2 protein-coding genes are annotated in these 1,383 nt (G+C 69.9%); both read left to right on the top strand.

Annotated features, from left to right (window positions below):
* A partial coding sequence (locus P409_RS34395; protein ID WP_034849368.1) for a type III PLP-dependent enzyme domain-containing protein occupies positions 1 to 620 on the top strand: 620 nt, incomplete at its 5' end.
* A gap of 488 nt (positions 621 to 1,108) precedes the next feature.
* Positions 1,109 to 1,383 (top strand): anti-CBASS protein Acb1 family protein (locus tag P409_RS34400; RefSeq protein ID WP_034849370.1); only part of this gene is annotated, 275 nt, incomplete at its 3' end.

Genomic DNA, 1,383 nt, shown 5'->3' on the forward strand with positions numbered 1-1,383 from the left:
GCATCGCCGCCAGCCGGCACCTGGCCTTCGGCGGGCTGCAGGCCTATCACGGCCGCGCCCAGCACAGGAGATCGCCGGAGGAGCGCGCCGTCGCCATCGCCGAGGCGGCGGAGGCCGCGGGGCGGACGGTCGAAGGCCTGCGCCACGCCGGCTTCGACTGCCCGATCGTCGGCGGCGCCGGCACCGGCACCTTTGCGCTGGAGGCGGCGAGCGGTGTGTTCACCGAGCTGCAGGTCGGCTCCTACGCCTTCATGGACGCGGATTACGCCCGCAACGACCCGCCGCCGCCCTTCCGCCAGGCCTTGTTCGTGCTGGCAACTGTGATGAGCGTGCCGCGCGACGGCGCCGCCGTGGTCGATGCCGGCCACAAGGCGCTGCCCACCGACAGCGGCATGCCCCTGGTCTGGGGACGGGACGGCATTCGCTACGAAGGGCCGTCGGACGAGCATGGCCGGCTGGTGATCGGGCCCGGTGCCGACCGGCCCCGACTCGGCGAGACGCTGCGCCTGGTGCCGGGCCACTGCGACCCGACGATCGACCGCTACGACTGGTATGTCGGGGTGCGGTCCGGCCGGGTCGAATGCCTGTGGCCCATCTCGGCCCGCGGCGCCATGGCCTGAGCGGATGTCTGAAGCCTTTCCCGATCGCGCGGTTTCGGGCTCTCGCCATCTGTCTGGGCGGGCTGCGCACGAGAGATAAAGATGTTCGCTTTTTGTTCTTGACGCGATGCCGCGTCGCGTGGCATAGTTAAGATACAGTCAGACAGTTGCGCCCGCCCGGCACCGCCGCGGCGGGCGCTTTCGTTCCGGTGTCCGGGGTTGGAGGCGTGGGGGCGGCATGGCGCAGCAGCGGAGAACACCGAATTGGAGGCAGCGCCGTTTCGCCAGCGCCTATGTCGGATCCGGCAACGGCGCCGACGCGGCCCGGAAGGCGCGATATACGCGATCAGACCCAAAGGATACCGCTTCGAGAATCATGTCATCGACGCCCTGCGCTATGCGGTCGAGGGGCGGCAGCGGGGCAGTTACGACGGCTCGCTGAGCTGGGTCGGCTGACCGGAGTCTGAGCAACATCACAACCGAGCCGCTGGGGCTCTCGGAGGCCAGCCTTGTTTCTGGACACGCTGACCAATGTTCTTGCCGGCCTGTTCACCGCCAGGGACAAGCTCGCGCATGACCGGTTCCTGCATGTCGTGCAGGATCGCGGGCAGCTCGAGGCCGCCTATCGCGGCGACTGGATCGCCCGCAAGGTGATCGACGTGCCGCCCTTCGACATGACCCGGGAATGGCGGCGCTGGCATGCCGATCCGGCGCAGATCGCCGCGATCGAGGCGGAGGAGGCGCGGCTCGGCGTCCAGCGCAAGGTGGCGCGGGCGGCTGCGGC

The organism is Inquilinus limosus MP06 (genome assembly GCF_000767795.1).
GTDB classification, from domain to species: domain Bacteria; phylum Pseudomonadota; class Alphaproteobacteria; order DSM-16000; family Inquilinaceae; genus Inquilinus; species Inquilinus limosus_E.